This window comes from Pirellulales bacterium, assembly GCA_035939775.1.
Classification (GTDB): Bacteria; Planctomycetota; Planctomycetia; order Pirellulales; family DATAWG01; genus DASZFO01.
Map to the genome: position 1 here is coordinate 1 of DASZFO010000312.1, position 16,590 is coordinate 16,590.

12 protein-coding genes are annotated in these 16,590 nt (G+C 60.4%); 3 read left to right on the plus strand and 9 right to left on the minus strand.

Going from position 1 to position 16,590, the window contains the following annotated elements; genetic code table 11:
* Both kdpB and kdpA read right to left on the minus strand, forming a co-directional pair.
* On the minus strand, positions 1 to 2,143 hold a 2,143-nt coding region (gene kdpB, locus VGY55_19475; protein ID HEV2972163.1), incomplete at its 3' end, for a potassium-transporting ATPase subunit KdpB.
* A 71-nt stretch (positions 2,144 to 2,214) separates the two neighbouring features.
* Positions 2,215 to 4,032 (minus strand): potassium-transporting ATPase subunit KdpA, encoded by a 1,818-nt coding sequence (kdpA, locus tag VGY55_19480; GenBank protein HEV2972164.1) that lies wholly within the window; start codon positions 4,030 to 4,032, stop codon positions 2,215 to 2,217.
* Between the two features lie 762 nt (positions 4,033 to 4,794).
* Here kdpA and VGY55_19485 point away from each other — a divergent pair.
* From VGY55_19485 to deoC, 3 genes are all read left to right on the plus strand, one after another.
* Positions 4,795 to 5,325 (plus strand): hypothetical protein, encoded by a 531-nt coding sequence (locus VGY55_19485; GenBank protein HEV2972165.1) that lies wholly within the window; start codon positions 4,795 to 4,797, stop codon positions 5,323 to 5,325.
* Positions 5,326 to 5,624: 299 nt separating this feature from the next.
* Positions 5,625 to 6,539 carry a sugar phosphate isomerase/epimerase gene (locus tag VGY55_19490; GenBank protein ID HEV2972166.1) on the plus strand — a complete coding sequence of 305 codons (915 nt, stop codon included), beginning with the start codon at positions 5,625 to 5,627 and terminating at the stop codon, positions 6,537 to 6,539.
* 114 nt (positions 6,540 to 6,653) lie between these two features.
* Complete coding sequence (deoC, locus tag VGY55_19495; GenBank protein HEV2972167.1) at positions 6,654 to 7,427, plus strand: deoxyribose-phosphate aldolase; 774 nt, start codon at positions 6,654 to 6,656, stop codon at positions 7,425 to 7,427.
* A 10-nt stretch (positions 7,428 to 7,437) separates the two neighbouring features.
* Here the strand turns inward: deoC and VGY55_19500 are convergent, their stop codons facing one another.
* The 7 genes from VGY55_19500 to VGY55_19530 form a co-directional block, all read right to left on the minus strand.
* Positions 7,438 to 8,925 (minus strand): Lpg1974 family pore-forming outer membrane protein, encoded by a 1,488-nt coding sequence (locus tag VGY55_19500; protein ID HEV2972168.1) that lies wholly within the window; start codon positions 8,923 to 8,925, stop codon positions 7,438 to 7,440.
* Between the two features lie 428 nt (positions 8,926 to 9,353).
* The gene (locus tag VGY55_19505) at positions 9,354 to 10,202 is read right to left on the minus strand and encodes a hypothetical protein (GenBank protein HEV2972169.1); all 849 of its coding nucleotides are present in this window, start codon (positions 10,200 to 10,202) and stop codon (positions 9,354 to 9,356) included.
* Between the two features lie 816 nt (positions 10,203 to 11,018).
* Positions 11,019 to 12,215 carry a type II secretion system F family protein gene (locus VGY55_19510; GenBank protein ID HEV2972170.1) on the minus strand — a complete coding sequence of 399 codons (1,197 nt, stop codon included), beginning with the start codon at positions 12,213 to 12,215 and terminating at the stop codon, positions 11,019 to 11,021.
* An 89-nt stretch (positions 12,216 to 12,304) separates the two neighbouring features.
* Positions 12,305 to 14,035 carry an ATPase, T2SS/T4P/T4SS family gene (locus tag VGY55_19515; protein ID HEV2972171.1) on the minus strand — a complete coding sequence of 577 codons (1,731 nt, stop codon included), beginning with the start codon at positions 14,033 to 14,035 and terminating at the stop codon, positions 12,305 to 12,307.
* Between the two features lie 129 nt (positions 14,036 to 14,164).
* The gene (locus tag VGY55_19520; protein ID HEV2972172.1) at positions 14,165 to 14,494 is read right to left on the minus strand and encodes an STAS domain-containing protein; all 330 of its coding nucleotides are present in this window, start codon (positions 14,492 to 14,494) and stop codon (positions 14,165 to 14,167) included.
* On the minus strand, positions 14,491 to 14,970 hold the full coding sequence (locus VGY55_19525; GenBank protein HEV2972173.1) for a response regulator: 480 nt from the start codon (positions 14,968 to 14,970) through the stop codon (positions 14,491 to 14,493). Before VGY55_19525 ends, VGY55_19520 begins: the two co-directional genes overlap by 4 nt.
* 52 nt (positions 14,971 to 15,022) lie before the next feature.
* Complete coding sequence (locus VGY55_19530) at positions 15,023 to 16,546, minus strand: PAS domain-containing sensor histidine kinase (protein HEV2972174.1); 1,524 nt, start codon at positions 16,544 to 16,546, stop codon at positions 15,023 to 15,025.
* Between the last annotated feature and the right edge of the window lie 44 nt (positions 16,547 to 16,590).

The window sequence follows — 16,590 nt, forward strand, 5'->3', positions numbered from 1 at the left end:
CCATCATCGGGTAAATCACGACGTCGATTAATTTGATGCCGATAAAGGGCAGGATCACGCCGCCGAGACCCCAAATCAGCAGGTTCTTTCGCAGCAGCGCATCGGCCCCCAGCGGTTGATACTTGACCCCTCGCAGCGCCACCGGAATCAAGGCCGGGATGATCAAGGCGTTAAAGATCACTGCCGACAGGATGGCCGAGGTCGGCGTATGCAGATACATGATGTCGATCTTCTTCAGCCACGGCAGCGTGCCGGCGAACAGCGCCGGGATAATGGCGAAATACTTTGCCACGTCGTTGGCGATCGAGAAGGTCGTCAGCGCGCCGCGAGTCATCAGAAGTTGCTTGCCGATTTCCACCACCTCGATCAGCTTCGTCGGGTCGCTGTCGAGATCGACCATGTTGGCCGCTTCTTTCGCCGCCTGCGTGCCGGCATTCATGGCCAGGGCGACGTCGGCCTGAGCGAGCGCCGGAGCGTCGTTCGTGCCGTCCCCCATCATGGCGACGAGCTTTCCCTCAGCCTGCTGTTTGCGCAGGTATTCGAGCTTCGTTTCCGGAGTCGCTTGGGCAACGAAATCGTCAACTCCCGCTCGCTTGGCGATCGTGGCCGCGGTGAGCGGATTGTCGCCGGTGATCATGACAGTCCGTAGCCCCATCTTCCGCAGCCGCTCAAACCGCTGTTCCATGGCCGGCTTCAATATGTCTTCGAGCACGACGATGCCCTTGATCTGATTTCCCTCGCAGACGGCCAGCGGAGTGGCGCCTTCGGATGCAATGCGCTCAACCACTTTCGTCATTTCCGTCGGCACCATGCCGCGCTCCGCTTGGACAAACTTCGCGATCGCGTCGGGCGCTCCTTTGCGAATCCGCCGACCGTCGTCGAAATCGACGCCGCTCATCCGCGTTTGCGCGGAAAACGCGACGAACTTGGCGCTGGAAGGCGTGTCGGCGTGACCTTTGGATTGCCCCTCGTAGAGCTTGACGATGCTCTTTCCCTCGGGCGTCTCGTCGGCGGCCGAAGCCAGCGCCGCCAACCGGCCCAGTTCTTCGCTCGAGTGATTGCCGATCGCCAAGAACTGCGTTGCATGGCGATTGCCGACCGTGATCGTTCCGGTCTTGTCCAGAAGCACGATATCCACGTCGCCGGCCAACTCGACCGCCTTGCCGCTCTTGGCGATGATATTCGCTTGCAACGCCCGCTCCATGCCGGCGATGCCGATCGCGGCCAGGAGCGCACCGATGGTCGTGGGAATGAGGCAGACCAGCAGGGCGACCAACGTCGGCACATCGGTTCCAAGACTGTGCAATGCATCCGAAAGCCCGAGGTAGCTCGTCATGTATTGCTCGGCTTGCAGCGCCATCGGCCATAGCGGGATGACCACGATCAGGAAAATTAGCGTCAAGGCGGAGAGTGCCAAAGTGAGCGCGATCTCGTTTGGACTGCGTTGCCGAATGGCCCCTTCCACTAACGCGATCATCCGATCCAGAAACGATTCGCCGGCGCCGCTGGTGATGCGAACAATGATCCGGTCGGAGATGACCGTCGTGCCACCTGTGACACCCGAGCGGTCGCCGCCCGATTCACGAATGACGGGGGCCGATTCGCCGGTGATCGCGGATTCGTCGATCGACGCGATTCCTTCGATGATCTCGCCGTCGCCGGGAATAACCTGCCCGGCTTCAATGACGACCCGGTCGCCGGTCCGCAGTTCCATCGACGAAACCTCTTCGATGCCTTCGCCTGCGCGAAGACGATAGGCCGTCGTATCGCGGCGGGTTCGGCGCAACGACTCGGCCTGCGCCCTTCCGCGCGCCTCGGCCAATGCGGTGGCGAAGTTGGCGAACAGCACCGTCAGAAAGAGCCAGATGTCAAGCACGATGAAATACATCGCAGCCGTGATTCCCTGTTCCACCCACTTTTCAATGAGAAACGCGAGCGTCAGAAACGCCCCGACCTCGACCACGAACATCACTGGGTTCTTCCACTGGATGTCCGGGCGGAGCATGACGAACGATTGCTTCAGCGCGGCCCAGCCCGTTTCGGCGGTGAGCAGCGGACGCCGCCGAGCGCGGCGCGGCAGGCCCGGGTCTTGTTGAAACGAAGGGGCAGTCGCCATCGATCCGGTAGGCATAGCTTTCGCCATGGAGAGCACTCCTTAGAGCGTCGAACGCAATGAAGAATGGATTTGCATGACTCGTCTTCAAACCTCGGCGATCAGCCGCCGAAGGGAATCGGTCCCAAGTGTTCGGCCAGCGGCCCGAGCGCTGCGATCGGCAGGAACAGCAGCGCGCCGACGATTAGGATCACGCCACACAACATGAAACCGAAAGTTGGCGTGTCGTCGCGCAAAGTTCCGAGGCCAAAGGGGGCCGACTTTTTCGACCCGAGGTAAGCCGCCATCGCAATCGGCGCGATGATCGGCAGGAATCGGCTGATGATGATCACTAGCCCCGTTGCGATATCGAACTGGACCGCAGTGGGCGACGGATTCGTGTTGTCGTTCGCCCCGTAGGTAACGCCGAGTCCGTCGAATGCCGAACCGTTGTTGGCGGATGCGGACGAGAACTGATACATGATCTGCGAGAATCCGTGCGGCCCCGGATTGCTCGTGGCCTTCTGACCCCAGCTTGTCGCGGCGAACAGGCCTGTCGGTCCGAGGATCATGATCGGATGGACCAGCAGGGCAATCAGGGCCAGCGCTACCTCGCGGCGGTCGATCTTCTTGCCCAAGTATTCGGGCGTTCGTCCGACCATCTGGCCGGCGACGAAAATGCCGACGATGATGTAGAGCAGCATGTTGATCATGCCGACCCCCTTGCCGCCGAAGATGCAGTTGAGCCACATCCCCACCATCGGTGACAGCGCCGCTACGGGATTGAGACTATCGTGCTCGCAGTTCACGGCGCCGTCGGTCACGTCCACCGTCAGCGCGGCGAAGGTCGCGCCGGCCGACGTGCCGAACCGCATCTCTTTGCCTTCCAGGTTTCCTAAATGCTGCTCGACGGGCAGGGCGGGAACCATGGGCACCGTCAGAGTCCGTTTCCCGCCGTCTGCTTTCGGGTCGGAGATTTCATAGTTCTGCGCGGTTTTATTGCCGGTGAACGCGGGGTTCGGCTTGAGCGTGTCGAAATAGACCGACCAGGCGATGGTCGCGATCATCAGCGTCATCATCACCGAGAAAATCACCCAGCCGTGGCGCAAGCGTCCCAGCATTCGTCCGTACATCAGCACCAGCGCGAAAGGAAAGAGCATCATGGCGATGCAGGAGAGCCAATTCGTCACCGCGGTAGGGTTTTCAAACGGATGGGCAGAATTCATTCCGAAGAACCCGCCGCCGTTTGTCCCGAGTTGCTTCATGGGAACGAAGGCCGCTAGCGGACCTACCACAATCGTTTGCGGTTTGGCTTCTCCCTTGTCGGTCGTGCCCATGGCGCCTGGCTCAAGCGTCGAGACGGTCTTGGCGCAATCGTAGGTCATCGGGCTGCCTTGTTGCAGAAACACGACGCCGAGGAGCAGCGAAACAGGCAAAAACATATACATGACGACCCGCCACATATCGACGAAGAAATTGCCGACGTGCGGATCGCTGCGGAAAGCTCGAATGATGGCCGTCAGACCGCAAAAACCGATCGATGCGGACAGGAAAAAATTTGCGAGGCAAAAAAAGATCTGGCTAAAGTTGGAAAAATGTTGATCCCCGGAATAGTGCTGGAGATCCGTATTCGTCATGAACGAGACGACGCTGTGAAAGATTGTCGTGGGCTCGAGCATGCCACGATTCAAGGTGTTAAGCGGCATGAACGGCTGGAGCGACAAGACCGCGAAGCCGAAGAGAAACAGCACCGTGTTGAAGATCAGCATCGACGCGGTGTATTGAATCCAATTCTGCGGGCCGCTGTTCAGCCGGGATTCGAACCAGCGAAGAACTCCCGGCGCGCGGTACTTCCCGTTCATGATCCACGCCAGGTAGCGGCTCAGCGGGACCGCGAGAATCGTGGTCGCGATCAGAATCGAAATGGGAAGGGTCCACATCGTCCGAACTCCTGTTGGTTGGGGGAAATCCGCCTGGAAATCAGAACCACTCGGGGCGGATCATCGCCACCCACAAGTAAATGAACAGAAACAGGGCAATTCCGGCCGTGACATAAATGAGCATGGTTCGTCGCCTTAAATGTGTTCGCAAGCTTTCAGAAAGAGCAGACACACTCCCATCATCACGACCCCCAACGCAAACATGGCTGGGAGCCAAATCGCAAGGTCCATTGGTAAACTCCTTGGAGCGCAGCGGGATCGAAGTGATCGAAACGAACACCGAATTAACGCAACGCGCGTGCCGCGAATTCGCCTTTCGTCTAAGTCGCGAGGCGCACGAGCGTTACTCAAGAAAATCGCCACGCAGGCGATCCGCGAGAAGCGTGCAATCTGCAAGGGCCGCTTTGCGGCTTGCAATCCGAGAGACCGGAATCAAGGTTCGGCGCACGAACTCGGCAAATGCGGCGACGCTGCGGCCACTCAATCGAGTCCCGAGTTTCTAAGCACATCGGGAATGTGCGTTCTGCAATCGCATCCTTGTGAAGTGCAACAGCGCGGACGGCCGACTGATCACGGGGATTCGCTCTAAAGCACCACGCCGGTGGGTGTTCCGTCGCGGTCGCGCGAATGGCGCACTCGTTGCATAGAGCTTAGTAGCGCCGGGACCGTGGTTCGCGGACAACAAAACCATCCCCCGCCGCGAGCCGAGCCGATTCGACTCCCCATCTCTTGACGGTCTCGCGCTAAGGAGAGAAATCCAATATGGTTGCCCAAGACTACGCCCCGACGCAAACTAGGCCCGCAGTTCCGATCAGCGGAATTCGCTTTGGCGACGATCGAGCGTTTTGCCAACGGATCAACCAGGCGCTCGAAGAAGCCGGTTTCGATGCCTGGCTGGACGACGTCTGCCGACCATACTACGCGGACGCCGTGGGTCCGTCGTCGCTTTCCATCGGCCTGTTTTTCCGTCTGATCCTGATCGCCTACTTGAAAGAAAACGGTTATCCGGGCGGCCCCGGATCGAGAGCACAAGCGCAGAGTTCACCGATTGAATTGCTGGGCGTGTCGAACATGCTGCCCGCGCGCGAGGGCACGAATCCCACGAGCGCGATCTATCGCTTACCGCTTGAAGTCCATCGAAAGGTGTTTGCCCGCGCGCTCGGGATCATCGCGAACAAGGGCCTGCTCGAGCGCGACGCCGCCAAGCCGAATCTGGCAGGCACGAAACGCCGGGTTGTCCTCAGCGGTCTCGTTCACAAGGAGACGGGCGACGATTGGACGGCCGAAGTTTAGAGAGCCGCAGAAAAGTATTCTCCGAGCAGTCGACCATCGCTTGCTCAATCTCCGCTGATGAGCAAGGCCGCTGCCGCCCAGCACACGCGAATCGGCGGATTGCACGACGCGATCCGCTACGGGCCGGCCTCGCGTCCTCTCGGGGCCAAGTTGCAGGGCTTCCCGCTGGTTTCTCCGTCGTCGCTCCAAACAAGGCAGTCACCAGTCTGTTGCGAGCGATGCCGGGACGGTACATTAACCGTGGCCGAGTTTGGTGGCCGACGATTGGCGACTTCTGAACGGCGTTTCGCGAGCGAACTATGCAACTCGGATTCGTTAGTGCGATTGTGCCTGATCTGTCGCTTGAGCAGGTCGCTGATTTGGCGGTGGCGCAACGGTATGATTGCGTCGAGTTGATGTGCTGGCCGACGGGTAAGGCCGAACGGAGATACGCCGGGGTGACGCATGTCGATGTGAGCGAATTCGCGCCGGTCGATGCCGCGCGCGTTCGCAACGTAATGGTCCAGCGGGGCGTCGCGATCAGCGGGCTGGGCTATTATCCTAATCCGCTCTCTGCCGATCGGGCTGAATCGGAGCGAGCGGTCGAGCATTTGCGGAAGGTGATTGCCGCGGCGGCGCTGTTGGAAGTCGGCGTCGTGAACACGTTCGTGGGCCGCGATCCGCGGAAGTCTGTCGACGAAAACTGGCCGCGGTTTTTGGAGGTCTGGCCGCCGCTGGTGCGATTGGCCGAAGAGCGCGGCGTGCGGATCGGGATCGAGAATTGCCCGATGTATTTCACGGGCGACGAATGGCCATCGGGAAAGAACCTGGCGGTCTCGCCGGCGATTTGGCGGCGGATGTTTGCAGCGATCCCGAGCGCCAGTTTCGGCTTGAACTACGACCCATCGCACATGGTCTGGCAGCAGATGGATTACCTCAAGCCGATTCGTGAGTTTGCCGACCGCCTGGTCCACGTGCATGCCAAAGACGTTCGGGTGGATCGCGAGCGAATCGACGACGTCGGAATTCTCGCCACTCCGCACGAATATCATCGGCCGAAGCTCCCCGGCCTGGGCGATATCGACTGGGGCCGATTCTTCTCCGTGCTCGGCGACTCCGGCTATAATGGCCCGGTTTGCGTTGAAGTCGAGGATAGGGCCTACGAGCAAACGCCCGAGCGCCGCGTCGCCGCGCTACGGCAAACTGCAACGTATCTGCGGAATTTCTTGCGATAGCGATGGTCCAAGTAAGTCCGGCTTGCCGAGCCGGACCGGTCCCGCCCGGCAGGCGGGACCTACCCCGATTTAGGCCGCCACCCGATTTTAAGGCATTTGACAGGAACGAACCCGATGAATCCAACCTTTCGCGACCTGGCGAAGATGATCGACCACTCGCTGCTGCATCCCACGATGACCGACGAGCAAATCAAGGCCGGCTGCCTGCTGGCCCGAGAGTTCGACGTGGCGAGCGCGTGCGTCAAACCGTATAGCGTGCCTCAGGCCGCCGAACTGCTCGCCGGCACGGAGGTGCTGGTCTGCGCGGTGGCCGGCTTCCCACATGGAAACAGCCACACCGATCTCAAGCTCGCCGAAGCCGAGTGGGCGATCATCGAAGGGGCGGCCGAGATCGACATTGTTGTCAATATCGGCAAGGTGCTCGGTGGACAGTGGAATGAGGTGTCGGCTGAACTCAAAGCGATCAACGAGGCCTGCGTCGACCGCGGGGTGCGTCTGAAAGTGATCTTCGAGAACGATTACTTGCTTGACTCGCACATCATTCGGCTCTGCGAAATTTGCTCCGAGCACCAGGTCGCCTTCGTGAAAACCTCGACCGGCTACGGCTTCGTCAAGCAGCCGGACGGCTCATACAACTACAAAGGCGCGACGGAGCACCATCTGCGGCTGATGCGCGAGCACTCGGCCAAATCCGTGCAAATCAAAGCGGCGGGCGGCATTCGCACTCTGGACGAATTGCTTCGCTGCCGCGCCGCGGGGGCCACTCGAATCGGCGCGAGCGCCACCGAATCGATCCTCCGCGAAGCCATCGCCCGCGGCTACGGCCCGGTGCCCGAATCGCTCCGCGGAGTAGCGATTCCGGCCGCGTCTCCAACGGCCGGATATTGAGTGCAACTCGTTAGAAGCAGTGCTCCATCCGGATGAAGGCGCCGTCGAACGACAGGATGTTCCCCGAGCCGGCTAGCGGATTGATCATACTGCACGTGGTGCAGCCGCCCGTGTTGGCGGTGCTGCCGACCGCGTCGGTGAATGCTTCGACCATCCAGCCGCTGGTGATTGTCGTGCGGCAGGTGGGCCGCCAACTGATGCCGAGCGACAATTCTGCATTCGGCACGGCGCGGGTCAGGTCGTTCTCCTGCGTCGTGACGGTGTTCTGCAAGATGCCGGGAGTCGTCTCCCGGAACGCGCTGCGGTAATGGCCGACGAGCAAGCCCGCGTCGGCATTGAAGAACAGACCAAAATTGCTCCCCCACAGATTCCGCAGGGCTTGAAAATCGACCCGCGGCCCGGCGCCCACGAACGTCGAGCTGAGATTGACGGTTTCAACCGGATCGAATTCGTCGATCGTGCGCCCGATGTCGGCAATCCTGACGCCAAATCCCCATTGCACATCCCATCCGGCGCCGCAACAACCCGGTAGATCGAGGTGTTGCAGATAATCGATGTCGTAGAGATTGAGCAGCAGATGGCTCGTGGCGACGACCGATTCGCCGGCGTCGCTGATTTGCGTTCCCCCGAGACCCGTGAACGCGACGCCGCTGCCGCTGGCGAAGCCGCCGTCGGCAGTGCCCGACACGTTCGCATCTCCTTGGATGTGAGTGTAGGCAAATCGCAATTCACCGCAGCCGACGTGCCGGCCCACGAAGAATCGCATGTCGCTGTCGTAATCGTAGTTGAAGTCGATTGCCCGATCATCCGTCGTCACGGCGCCGTTGACGCCGGTGGTGGTCGTGGCGGTCAATTGGTGCATGGCCAGATCGTTGCCGAAATGCGGCCGCAAATAGAGATAGTCAAGGCCGCCGCACCAGACAGGGCAATCGCAGCAGGACTCGCATGCCCCGCAGCTTTCGCCCGGACTCGTTTCCACGCCGGACTCGGGAGGAGCGGCCGGCGGCGCCACGGGCTTTCTCAGCGTTTCGGGGCTCTCGCCCTCGGCGGCGTAATGCGCCGTCAGTTGAGAATCGCGGCGAGCGACGCTTCCCGAGCGCGGCTGAGATTGCGCGGTTTGCGGTTTGCGGCGAACGCTGGCAGCGGGTTGCTGTCCCGTTATTGTTGACTGATCGCTCTGGAGATCGGGAGTGCCCGTGAAAGTCTTTTGGGCCGGTTTGGCCGCCGGTTTCTTAGCCGGCTTTTTGGGCGGGTACGTGGCCGAGCGGCTAGGATTGGAATCGGCGGGATTTGCGTCCGCATCGCGCGGATCGGCCAGACGGACGGCGGACTCATCAGCCCGCTGCGGCGTCTCTTCGGTCGCGGATACCAACTGGACGCGCGAGGTCGAATCATCGGGCCAATAGGTTTGCGGATCGGCGGCCCGGGCGATAACGGCTGGCAAACCGAAACCGGCGACGAGAGCCGCGGTATAGAGTTGACGCACCATCCTGGTCATGGAATCCCCCCTTGTTCGTCGAGCGACGTCGGTTGGCGCGAAACGACCGCCCGCGCCAAATTGCCTGGAGGAGCCGGCATAGACTGTGCGTCGGACTCCCCGGCCGGAGTGAACAAACACCCCGGCTTACCAACGTATCGGCACCGTTACGACCGGCTCTTGCCGATTTTTCGATTTTTTCGGCATAGATGGAAGATTCCGCACAGGCGGCAAGAATGCCGGAGCCAGCATAGATTCGCGCAAAGCTCGCAATTGCGGTGGCGTTTGGCCGGCTGGGGCGAACCGAAGCGGGAAGAACAGGTGGGCAAACCTGAAGGAATGAAAATCGGTAAGGTCTAATCAATCCGGGGGATGCGTAAATGAAGTGTCCAATCTGAAACGGATGAACCTGAGCTTTCCTGGCGTTTCAAATCAGCTTTCCTCGAATTTCAACGTTGCCCGGCGGCGGCCCAACGGCACTTTCGCCAAACCGGCAATCCCAGCGGCAGCGACCCGAGCAACATCAGCACGACGCTCCCCGGTTCGGGAACCGGTGTGGTGCTGAACGAAGTCGATAGCACGGATGTCGAGGGCGTGCTGCAACATAGCGAGGTTACAGTAACCAGAGGAGTCATACTGGACAAAGCGGGCAAAGCGTTCGTCAAGGTTCCCGCGGGGTCGCCCGCCTGCGTTGGATCGTTGTAGCTGATCATCAGATTGGCGTTCGTGTTAATGGTCGGCGGATCTTGAAAAAAGATGTTTTCGAAGCCGGGATCCCAAGAGTGATTGGGAAAGCCCCCCATCGGCGCCAGATTCACCGCGAAGATGAGCGATTGATTGGGCGCGAGCGCCGTCGGCAGCTTGATATCGATCGATTGAGTCGAGCCACCCCAAATGTTCGTCGTAAACGGGGATTGGGGCATGGCGCCTGGCGGACTTTGCAGGACCTTCAACGCATCGAAAACACTATCCGGGTCCGTGAGCGTCATCTTGACATCGGTGATTACAGCCGTTGAGGACGTATTGGTGATGTCCAGGACCGGATTGTTGTTGGCAGTGGCCACGACCGTCGAGGATTTTTGCGACACTTGTTTGTCGACCGACGCATTGTTGGGATTCAACAGCAATGAATAGTCGGAACTCATGGTTACGCTGTATGAGATCGTTCCGGCATGCGTCGCCGATGGGACGACCGCGGCGCAAATCGCCGCGAGCGCAATGAACGCCGGCGAACCGACCGATCTGGAACGGACAGGGCTTTTTGTGTCTTGTTTTGCGTAATCGTCTATGTGCTTCATAAATTGATTCCTTCAACGTGAGGCTGGTGTGGTGTTTTTGCGTTCGGCGGCCGACATCTGCGCGACGTGGCAGACAGGGAACATCAGAATGGAAACGGCAAGTGCCGCCTTCCGCGCCCTAAGAATGCCGATCGGCCTGACCGCGACACCGCGCCATTGCACGGATGCGCATTAGATGCCCGATCGCCGAGGCTTCAGCGACGCGGGCAAATCAGCGTTGGTTCTCAAAGCCGACCGAAGCAAGTGAGCTGATTCGGGGCGGCACGATAGGACGTTGATTGCCCTCGGGTGCCTGCCGTACGGACCTCGTTCAACATTGGATTTCCAGTCGAACGGAAACCCCGAACGATGACTGCGCAGTCAAGCCGCCAAAGCCAATGGACGCGGAGCAACCGCGAAAAAAACACAGCGCTAAACCGGCCAACCGGATCGAATCGAGTTGGCTCAAGTCCGACAACACCAAGTCACAGGAAAGAGATCCTGGCGAGTCGCGCTCTGCGTTCCCGCGGCGCGGACTTGGAAATTCATGAGACTTTACCTGTTCTATTGCCGAACGCTTCACCCGGCCTGGACCTGCTACTCCGCAGTGCCTCGTTTCGGTGGGCTTAAGCTAAGGCCTATACTAAACTCTCCCTCAAAGGGCGTCAAGCATTTTGACGCCAACGCCGAAAGATTTTGGAAGATTCTTTCGGTGCAGAGACAGGTGGGAAACGGATTCTGTTCGCCGGATTTGATTCGCCCAACATCTCCCGTTTAGAATTGGCATATACCACTTTACGATAATGACTTACGGCAGACCACCGGCATTTGGACTATTCACCCCGGCGTCCGGCTGAGCGAGAAAATGGGCAGCAATAACGACATGGCAATTCCGCCAACCACCACTCCCATGACCGTGATCATGATCGGTTCGATCATGCTGGTCACGGTTCTGAGCGACGATTCGACCTCATGATCGTAATACGTGCTCACTCGCTCCAACACAATATCCAACTTACCGGTCTCTTCGCCGGTCGAGATCATCTGGACCAGCATCGGGGGGAAGAGCGGGTTGCCGGCCAGTGCCTCACAGATCTGTTTGCCGCACGTGACCTGGTCGAGCACCTGCAGCCACAGCCGTTCATAGTAGAAATTCCCCGCCACGTCGGCGCAGAGGCGAATCGCATCGAGCACGGGAACGCCGCTCGCCACCATGGTGCCCAGCGTGCGAATGCTGCGGCTGATAATCACTTTGCGCAGCATGGCCCCGCTGAGCGGAGCGTGAATCTTGAATCCGTCCCAGATTTGCTTTCCCCGCTCGGTTCGTTTCCCGAACAAGAACCCCGCCGCGAGCGCTACACAACCGGCAAGCCAGAACGGCCAGTAATCGATCAGCACGTTGGATAGGCCCATCATGAACACGGTCGAGCTGGGCAACTGAATCCCGCGGCGGTTGAAGAGCGGAGTGAATTTCGGCAGCACATACGTCAACAGGAAGATCGTCACGGCCACGGCGACGACCAACATCACGGTCGGGTAGGCCAGCGCGGCGCGGACCTTGAGTCGCGTGTCCAATTCCTTGCGAAGGTAGCCGGCAATCCGGTCGAGCATTTGGCCGAGCGTGCCGGTTGCTTCGCTGGCGCGAACGAGCGAGACGTAGGTCTTATCGAACAGCTTCGGATACTTGGCCAGCGCGGTGGAGAAATCATCTCCCGATTCGACGACCGATTTGAGATCCGCGAGCACTCGGCGGAGGCTCGGATTCTGCTCCTGGCCAAGAATTCCGCCGAGTGCGGCCGAGAGCGTAATGCCCGTGTCGACCATCACGGCCAACTGGCTGGTGACGTAGATGATTTCGTTCTTCGTCACGCGGCGCGGAAACAGCCCGCCGTCGTCCAGTTCGTCGAGCTTCAAGATGAGAAAGCCGTTGCGGCGGAGTTGCAGCGTGGCCTCATCGACACCGGCGGCCTCGAGCTGGCCGTCGACGACGTTTCCCAGCGTATCGCGGATGCGGTATTGGAAGGTCATGGTCATGGCAGACTTAGGACCTCTTCTCTTTCGTGCACTGGCGGCGTGTTTCGCGGCAGCGCGGAGCGGACGGCACGCGGAGTTTGCCTGCTACTTTACATTGCACTTTCGGCCGCGGCCTCGCGCGTTTCTCCGGCCACGTGGAACACTTCCTCGACCGTCGTGATCCCCTCGCGGACTTTGCGGAAGCCATCTTGGCGGAGCGTGACCATTCCGCGCCGGCGGGCCAATTCTTCGAGCGTCTGGAGCGGCGCCCTCGAGGCGATCGCGTCGCGCAGCTCTTCATTGAGCAGCAGCAATTCGTGGATGCCGATCCGCCCGCTAAAGCCCGTGTTGCGGCAATGCCGGCAACCAACTCCGCGGAAGAACTCGGGAATCTCGCAGCCCATCCGTTCCAGCGCCTTGCGAACTGTCCGCGGCGGCTCGTAGCTCTGCCGGCATTTCGAGCAGGTTCGCCGCACGAGCCGCTGCGCCAACACGGCGTTCAGCGCGGCGGCGATCAAATACGGCTCGACACCCATGTTGACCAGCCGAGTGACGGCCGAGCAGGCACTATTCGTGTGCAAGGTGCTGAAAACCAGATGGCCGGTGAGCGCCGCTTGAATCGCGGTTCGAGCGGTTTCCTCGTCGCGGATTTCGCCGACCATAATCACATCGGGATCTTGCCGCAAAAGCGTTCGCAGGGCCTTGGAAAACGTCAGCCCGACCTTCTCCTGCACCTGGAATTGGTTGATCAACGGCAGATGGTATTCAATCGGGTCCTCGACCGTGCAAATGTTGTTGTCCATCGAGCTGATCGAGTTGAGCGCGGCGTAAAGCGTGGTCGATTTGCCGCTGCCGGTCGGGCCGGTGACGAGAATAATCCCGTTTGGAGCGCGGATCGATTCCTGAAAGTCCGTCAACACGTCCTCGAGAAACCCGAGGTCCTGCAGATTGAGCGAGACGCTCTTGGTGTCGAGAATTCGGATGACCGTCTTTTCCCCGCGCGTCGTGGGGAACGTGCTGACGCGGAGGTCGATCTTGCGGCTGTCGAGCATCACGTGAACGCGGCCATCTTGTGGCAACCGGCGCTCGCTGATATCCATCGAAGCCATGATCTTGATACGGCTGGTCACGGCCCCGAGCAAGTGCAGAGGGACCTCGAGAGTTTTGTACAGCCGCCCATCCACCCGGTTGCGCACGCGCAGGCAGCGCTCCGCCGGCTCGATCTGAATATCGCTCGCGCCCTCCTTGGCGGCCGAGTAGATGATGAAATTCACGAGGCGGATCACCGGCGATTGGCCGGCGATCTCCTCGACGTCGCCGATATCTTCGATCGCCTCCTCGATCAAATGGACGTCGGCCGCCTCGGAGTCTTCGATGATGTCGTCGATGACGAACACCTTCGAATTCGGCAGGCCCGTGAGCATCCGGCGGATGTCGCGGGGCGTGGCGGCGACGATCTGGATTTGCCGCCGCGTGACGTTACGCAACTCCTCGATCAAGAATAGATTCGACGGTTCGGCGACGGCGACGGTCAGCGTGTCGCGCACCAGGAACAGCGGCAAGACGAGATTCGCTTCGATGTAGTCGCGCGGCAGAATCTCGACGACGTTGGGATCGTACAGCCGCGTCTCGAGCTTGGCATAGGGCACGCCATATTCGGCCGCCAGACACTCGACGATCTGCTCCTCGGTGCAGACGTCCAATTCGACGAGGATTTCACCGAGCAACTTCCCTTCGCTGCTCCCCTGCTGATGGGAAAGCGCTTGCTCGAGCGCATCGATCGACAAATATCCTCTGTCGAGCAGCAGCGTGCCGAGGCGTTGTGGCGCTTCGATGGACATGAGGATCGCGGCTCGGGATTCGGGATTCGAATAACCTATTGCCCTGCAGGCAGTCGCATACAAGTCTTGGTGTTCCACATCGATCTGGAGCGATTCCGTTCGGCCTCTCCGAACCCGAATCCCCCGTCCCTAGCCCCTGAAGCTTTTTACCGCGTCGATCACGCTTTCGAAAACTTCGAGTTGCTGATCGAGTCGCGTGATTTCCAGAATCTTGCGATTGACGCCGTTAGTCGTAGCAATCTTCAAATCGCCCTCGTTAGTGCGAAGCTGGTCTTGCGCGTCGAGAAACGCCGTCAGTCCCGCGCTCTCGAGCAACTCGGTGCCGTCGAGGTCGAGGACGATCCGCGATTGGCCGAGCCCCGCACAAAAGCCGATCAGGGCTGCCGCTTGCTCTTCGCCGACTTCGTCCGGGGCATGCACCACGGCCACGTTGCCGAACACTTCAGTGGGAAGATTCATAAGCGGCGGCGCCTCGGCGGAGCGCTTGCCGCATCCTCGGCAGACAATGGGTGCTCGCTGACGGGCGCGAGAGAAGCATGGCCGCGACCGCCGGCGTCCGAATCCGTCTGCTGTAAACCCTGTTCGACGGTGCGCAGCAGCTCCCGCGGACTGAAGGGCTTGACCATCAGCTTGAAAAGGCCGTATTTCTCGGTGCTCTCGGCCGGTGATAGCTCGAAACCTTTGGCCGTCAGCATGATGATCGGCAAATGGCGCGTGAGCGGGCTCCCGCGAATCCGCCGGCAAAGTCCGAAGCCGTCAAGCAAGGGCATTTGCAGGTCGGTGACCACCAGATCGGGCAGGCAGCGCTCGATCTCGCGCCAGGCGTCTTCGCCATTGCTGGCGCAGCGCACCTTGAGTCCGGCTCCCTTGAGCTTGAACTCCGCTGCCCGCAGGATCGCGATCTCATCGTCGCAAAGCAAAATCTGCTTGGTCATTTCACACCTTATCCTTCAACCGATCGCGCCCTCGGCCGTGTCGCACCGTCGCTTAAACAAGCTGGGCGGCGGCCGGGAGCGAAACCGTGAACATGCTTCCGGCGCCCGGCGTGCTTTCGACCGCGATTCGGCCGCCATGCACGTCTTCGACGATGTGCTTCGCCAGCGGCAGCCCGAGGCCGGTTCCCTGAGCCATGCCTCGATCCTTCTTGACGCGGTAAAACTTCTCGAACACCTTCACTTTGTCGTCTTCGCTCAGCCCAACCCCCGTGTCGTTCACCTCGAACGCGACCTGGTCGTCGACTGTCCGGCTGCGCAACGTGACCGCGCCTCCCGTGGGAGTGTACTTGATCGCATTGGAAAGCAAATTGATCGCGGCCTGCATGAGCATGTCTCGGTCGGCGAGCACGGCGAGATACATTGGGCTGAATTCGGCGGCGAGCTGGATCTGCTTCGCAACGGCCGAAGGTCGGACAATATCGAGCGCCTCGCCGAGCAGTTCATTCAACGAAATGCTCTTCTTCGAGACGTCGATGACGCCCGCTTCGATGCGGGCTATGTTGAGTAGATTGTCGATCAGCCGTTGCAAGCGATTGGCCTGGCCGTCGATCACACTGAGGAAGTCCTCGCGGATCGCCGAATCCGCCGGATCGCAATCGGCCAGCAATTCCACATACGCCTTGATCCCCGACAGCGGCGACTTCATTTCATGGCTCACAGCCGAGACAAACTCCGCATAGCGCTTCTGGCCCGATTTGAGTTCGCTGATGTCGCGGAGCACGGCGAAGGCCCCCGGTGACGGCTTGCTGAACGCGCCGCCGCGATCATCGAGTGCGAGACTTCGCGCGACGATGGCAAACCACCGTGAATTCCCGGCGTCGTCCAGCAACTCAACCTCGCCGGTTCGCTGGGAAGGGGCCTTCCTCCGTCGCGTCTCAGTCAGCAGATCCACAAGTCGTTCGCAGCGGAGCAAGCTTGCCAACGGCTTTCCCGTCGAGGGTTTTCCCTCGATTAGAAATAGCTTCTCGGCGCTGGCGTTGGCCAGAATCAGCTCGTCAAACGCGTTGATCGCCAGCAGCGGCTGCGGCAAATCGACGAGCATCGTTTCGAGCTGCTTTTGGCGGGCCGCGTTGCGTCGCAGCCGAATCTCGAGCGCTGACCGCGCTTGCTCGGATTCGCGCAACCGTTCGGCGAGGGCGCCGAACCGCTCGGCCGAATTCCGCGTCACCGCAAACCAGGGATTTGTCGGCGGCAAGGCAGCTTCGACCGACATCGCGGCCTGGGACAGCTCGCGCGCGTCCATGCGGCTGAGTTGGTCAACGTATTGGAGGGCCTTCCGCTGGGCGCGCGTCACATGACGACCCCAAAGAAAGGCCGAGCCGGCCGCAAAGACGAATCCCAACCCAAAGGCGCGTTCGCGGATCGATAGCTGCGATTGTCCCGGCAGAATCAGGCACCCGAACCAGAGCGCAAACCAGGCGACAACCACCGCGGTCGCCAACGACAGGAGGGCCTTGCCCTTGGTGTCGGGGCGCTGGGCAATGTGATTGTGAGATTCAGGAGAGTGGTCTGTCATTGGCGCACGTCGGGAAACACGGCATCGATTCGGTTACGCAGCAT